General features: G+C 61.6%; 4 protein-coding genes and 2 pseudogenes. 4 read left to right on the forward strand and 2 right to left on the reverse strand.

The genetic code is table 11. The features are described 5' to 3' along the window. Positions 1-206, forward strand: a pseudogene (locus ENZ75_RS21055) (transcriptional regulator); the annotation flags it as partial. A 200-nt stretch (positions 207-406) separates the two neighbouring features. On the opposite strand, the gene ENZ75_RS21060 reads toward ENZ75_RS21055, so the two are convergent. Then, the gene (locus ENZ75_RS21060; protein WP_013530906.1) at positions 407-1,042 is read right to left on the reverse strand and encodes a TetR family transcriptional regulator C-terminal domain-containing protein; all 636 of its coding nucleotides are present in this window, start codon (positions 1,040-1,042) and stop codon (positions 407-409) included. Between the two features lie 226 nt (positions 1,043-1,268). On the opposite strand from ENZ75_RS21060, the gene ENZ75_RS21065 reads away from it, so the two are divergent. Next, a complete protein-coding gene (locus tag ENZ75_RS21065; RefSeq protein WP_013530907.1) occupies positions 1,269-2,597 on the forward strand; it encodes an aspartate aminotransferase family protein in 1,329 nt (442 codons plus the stop codon). Between the two features lie 75 nt (positions 2,598-2,672). Here the strand turns inward: ENZ75_RS21065 and ENZ75_RS21070 are convergent, their stop codons facing one another. After that, positions 2,673-3,311, reverse strand: a complete 639-nt coding sequence (locus ENZ75_RS21070; RefSeq protein WP_013530908.1) for a TetR/AcrR family transcriptional regulator — start codon at positions 3,309-3,311, stop codon at positions 2,673-2,675. A 121-nt stretch (positions 3,312-3,432) separates the two neighbouring features. Here ENZ75_RS21070 and ENZ75_RS21075 point away from each other — a divergent pair, with 121 nt between their 5' ends. Together ENZ75_RS21075 and ENZ75_RS35215 are read left to right on the forward strand one after the other, a co-directional pair. Continuing rightward, positions 3,433-4,683, forward strand: coding sequence for a Zn-dependent hydrolase (locus ENZ75_RS21075; RefSeq protein WP_063168504.1), 1,251 nt, complete (start codon positions 3,433-3,435; stop codon positions 4,681-4,683). A 63-nt stretch (positions 4,684-4,746) separates the two neighbouring features. Further along, a pseudogene (locus ENZ75_RS35215) lies at positions 4,747-4,864 on the forward strand (dihydropyrimidinase); the annotation flags it as partial.

The raw sequence follows: 4,864 nt of genomic DNA on the forward strand, positions 1-4,864 counted from the left end.
AGCGCGACGTCGCGCATCGGTTGTCGGGGGTGAAACATGTCCGGCACCCGAGCGCGGGCGCCATGACCTTCGAGCATATGAGCCTGTCGATCGGCGACGGCTCGGACATGAAGCTGATCGTCTACACGCCGTTAGCCGAGCAGAATTCGATCGCCAAGCTGCAGGCATTGCTGGACGCGCTGCCGGCCGAGCGGCGCAGCGCCTGAGGTTGGCTGGCGTCCCCCTCGGCTTCGTCATCCACGGGCGAAGCGGACGCGGAGACCCGAGGATCCATGCCGGGACGTTTGCCGAAGAGTACTACGGAGCAGAATTTGGACCTTTGCGGCGCGTTGAAGTCGCGGCATGGATTGTAGGGTCTGCGCCGCGTCGCTTCGCTCCTTGCTTCGCCCTAGAATGACGAAACCATTTAGCCCTTCGGCTTCAGCCCATCGAGGAACAACTGCTCGAGAAATCTTGCCGCATCCTCGAAGCGGCCGTCGCCGCCACGGTTCGGTCCGAGCACGGCGCGGACCTGGACGTCGAAATCGGCATAATGCTGCGTCGTCGCCCAGATCGAGAAGATCAGGTGCCACGGGTCGGTCTTGGCGATCTTGCCGGCGCGCATCCAGCCCTTGATGACGGCGGCCTTCTCGTCGACCAGCGTTTTCAGTTCGCCCGCCAGCAGCGGCATGATGCGCGGCGCGCCTTGCAGGATCTCGTTGGCGAACAGCCGGCTCTCGCGCGGAAAATCGCGCGCCATCTCCAGCTTGCGCCTGATGTAGCTGCGCAGTTCGGTTAGGGGATCGCCAATGTCGTCGAGTTCGCGCAGTGGCGCCAGCCAGGTGTCGAGCAGGCGCTGCATCAGCGTTTCGTGGATGTCTTCCTTGCGCCGGAAATAATAGAGCAGGTTCGGTTTCGACATGCCGGCAGCTTCGGCGATCTGGTCGATGGTCGAGCCGCGAAAGCCGTTGGTGGAGAAGACCTCAAGCGCCGCCTCCAGGATGAGTTCGCGCTTTTCCTGCTGGATGCGGGTGCGGCGAGGGGCATCCGTGCCGATGGTCACCGTTGCAAGCCCTCGTGTTGAGGCTCATCTGGACCAATTCTCTGGACCAGTTTTTCCCTAGCCTGTGGAACGCACTTCAGGTGCCGCATTTCCGCTAGTAATCCTTGACCGCCTACAGGGCGGTGCTAACGTTTGTCCAATCGGTCAAAAATTTGCGTAGCATGAAAACGCGGCAAAGACCAAGCGTTGGGCGCAGCGAAACAGTTTACAAGGGGAAGTCCTGGTCATGTCCAACCGGCTGAAAGTCACGCCGAACGATCTCAGTGCATTCTGGATGCCGTTCACGGCAAACCGGCAGTTCAAGCAGGCGCCGCGCATGATGGTGTCCGCCAAGGACATGCATTACACAACCAGCGACGGCCGCAAGGTGCTCGACGGCACCGCCGGCCTGTGGTGCGTCAATGCCGGCCACTGCCGTCCGAAGATCACCGAGGCGATCCAGCACCAGGCTGCCGAACTCGATTATGCGCCGGCCTTCCAGATGGGCCATCCGATCGTGTTCGAACTGGCCAACCGCCTGGTCGACCTGGCGCCCAAGGGCATGGACCATGTCTTCTTCACCAATTCCGGCTCGGAATCGGTCGAGACCGCGCTCAAAATGGCGATCGCCTATCACCGTGTGAAGGGCGAGGGCTCGCGCACCCGGTTGATCGGCCGCGAGCGCGGCTATCACGGCGTCAATTTCGGCGGCATCTCGGTCGGCGGCATCGTCACCAACCGCAAGATGTTCGGCACGCTGCTCGGCGGCGTCGACCATATGCCGCACACGCATCTGCCGGAAAAGAACGCCTTCACCAAGGGTGTGCCGGAGTATGGCGCGGAACTCGCCAACGAGCTGGAGCGTATCGTCGCCCTGCACGACGCTTCGACCATCGCCGCCGTCATCGTCGAGCCGGTCGCCGGCTCCACCGGCGTCATCCTGCCGCCGAAGGGTTATCTGGAGAAGCTGCGCGAGATCTGCACCAAGCACGGCATCCTGTTGATCTTCGATGAGGTCATCACCGGTTTCGGCCGTCTCGGCACACCGTTCGCCGCCGACTATTTCGGTGTCACGCCCGACATCATGACCACCGCCAAGGGCGTCTCCAACGGCGTCATCCCGATGGGCGCGGTGTTTGTGAAGAAGGAGATCCACGACGCCTTCATGACCGGCCCCGAGCACATGATCGAGTTCTTCCACGGCTACACCTATTCGGGCAACCCCATCGCCTGCGCGGCCGCACTCGGCACGCTTGACACCTACAAGGAAGAGGGCTTGCTGACCCGTGGCGAGGAGCTGGCGCCGTACTGGGAAGACGCGCTGCATTCGCTGAAAGGCGAGCCGAACGTCATCGATATCAGGAACATCGGCCTGATCGGTGCGATCGAGCTGGCGCCGATCGCCGGCCAGCCGACCAAACGGGCCTTCTCGGCCTTCGTCAAGGCGTTCGAGCGCGGCGCGCTGATCCGCACCACCGGCGACATCATCGCGCTCTCGCCGCCGCTGATCATCACCAAGGGCCAGATCAACGAATTGATCGACCATGTTCGAGATGTGCTGAGGTCAATCGATTGACGGACTGACGCGGTCGGTTGAGGTCGGCGCGGCAGCGCGCCGACCTGACCTTTTGCTTGCAACGAACCATTACAGTCAGGCGGGCAACGCACCGATCCCGGTCAGGATCACCCGCTTGATATTTTCCTTGGCTTCCCGCCATTGCCGGTCGGACAGAGGTTTTCCGCCATTGAGTGTCTCGATCTGATGGCCGAAATCGGCGTAGTGCTGGGTCGTAGCCCAAAGCATATAGAGCAGATGACGCGGATCCACCGGGTCCATCTTGGCTTCCTCGATCCAGCGCCTGATGATCTCGACGCGGCCGTCGGTCCATTCGCGCAGCGTCGATTCCATATAGTCCTGAAGCACCGGCGCCCCGTGCATCACTTCGGAGGCCCAGACCTTCGAGCCGTCGGGATGGCGGCGTGATATTTCCATCTTGGCGTCGATATAGGCACTGATGCCGTCTATGGGCCCGCGCGCCGCGTCGAAGCAATTGGCCGCCTGTAGCCAGATTTCAAAGATGTTTTGAACGACCGACCGGTAAAGCTCTTCCTTGGTGGCGAAATAGTAGTGGAGATTTGCCTTCGGCAGTCCGGCCAGATCCGCAATCAACTGCATCGTGGCGCCGCCAAACCCTGCCTCCGCAAACACCTTCTCTGCAGCGACGAGAATGGTTTTTTCATTCTCTCGGCGGATCTCCTGTCGCCGCATGGGGCGGGTGGGTTCTGCCATGTCTACCCCAAGATTCTAGTTGACCGCTTGGTCAGGTTGTGTAGTTTAAAAGCTGACCATACGGTCAAGCTGTAAATCACTCAAGGGGCGACAAGACCCCTGGTGTAGATGGGAACTCGAGATGGCCGCACCCGGCGAGAATCTGCGAATCAATTCAAACCGTTTGTGGGATTCCATCATGGAGATGGCGAAGATTGGCCCCGGCATTGCCGGCGGCAACAATCGCCAGACCGTGACCGACGAAGACGGCGAAGGGCGGCATCTGTTCAAGCGCTGGTGCGATGCGGCCGGGCTCGAAATGGGCGTCGATGAAATGGGCACGATGTTTGCCCGCCGCGAAGGCACCGATCCCAGCCTGCCGCCGGTCTATGTCGGCAGCCATCTCGATACGCAGCCGACCGGCGGCAAGTATGACGGCGTGCTCGGCGTACTGGGCGGGCTTGAAGTGGTGCGCTCGCTCAACGATCTCGGCATCAAGACCAAACATCCAATCGTCGTCACCAACTGGACGAACGAGGAGGGCTCGCGCTTCGCGCCGGCTATGATGGCGTCCGGCGTGTTCGCCGGCGTGCTCGACCAGGCCGATGTGTACGGGCATGTCGACAAGCAGGGCAAGAAATTCGGCGAGGAACTGGAGCGCATCGGCTGGAAAGGCCCCGAGAAGGTCGGCGACCGCAAGATCCATGCCTTCTTCGAACTGCATATCGAACAGGGTCCGATCCTCGAGGACGAAGATATCGACATCGGTGTCGTCACCCATGGCCAGGGCCTTAAATGGCTGCAGGTGACGCTGACCGGCAAGGAAGCCCATACCGGCTCGACGCCGATGCCCAAGCGCCGCAATGCCGGGCTCGGCATGGCGCGGGTGATCGAACTGGTGCACGAGATCGCCATGGACTACCAGCCCGATGCCGTCGGCGCGGTCGGCCACATGGAGGTCTATCCCAATTCGCGCAACATCATCGCCGGGCGCACCGTCTTCACCGTCGATATCCGCTCGCCGGAAAAGGAAGTGCTGGACGCGATGGATGGCCGCATCCGCGAAGGCATCGACACGATCTGCGATGCACTCGACATCCGCTGCGAGATCGAACAGGTCGGCGCTTTCGATCCGGTGACTTTCGATGCCGGCTGCGTCAAGGCGATCCGCGATGCCGCCGACCGCCTTGGCTATTCCCATCGCAACATCGTTTCCGGTGCCGGCCACGACGCCTGCTGGATCAACCGCGTCGCGCCCACCGCCATGGTGATGTGCCCTTGCGTCGATGGCCTCAGCCACAACGAGGCCGAAGAGATCACCAAGGAATGGGCTTCGGCGGGTGCCGATGTCTTGTTCCACGCGGTGGTGGAGACGGCTGTCATCGTGGAGTGAGCTTAGAATCCACCTTCCAAACGACGCTCGTAAAGAAGCGCGAAGAGAACAAGGGAACAGTCAATGACCAAAGTCATCCGAAACGGCACCATCGTCACCGCCGACCGCACCTGGAAGGCCGATGTGCTGATGCAGCACGGCAAGATCGTCGCCATCGGTTCGGGCCTGCATGGCGACCATG

Source organism: Mesorhizobium sp. M7A.F.Ca.CA.002.04.1.1 (assembly GCF_004022805.1).
Lineage (GTDB): Bacteria > Pseudomonadota > Alphaproteobacteria > Rhizobiales > Rhizobiaceae > Mesorhizobium > Mesorhizobium ciceri.

Coding starts and splice junctions, on each gene's coding strand:
- ENZ75_RS21070 (WP_013530908.1), bottom strand. CDS start 3,311: ATGGCAGAACCCACCCGCCCCATGCGGCGACAGGAGATCCGCCGAGAG.
- ENZ75_RS21065 (WP_013530907.1), top strand. CDS start 1,269: ATGTCCAACCGGCTGAAAGTCACGCCGAACGATCTCAGTGCATTCTGG.
- ENZ75_RS21075 (WP_063168504.1), top strand. CDS start 3,433: ATGGCCGCACCCGGCGAGAATCTGCGAATCAATTCAAACCGTTTGTGG.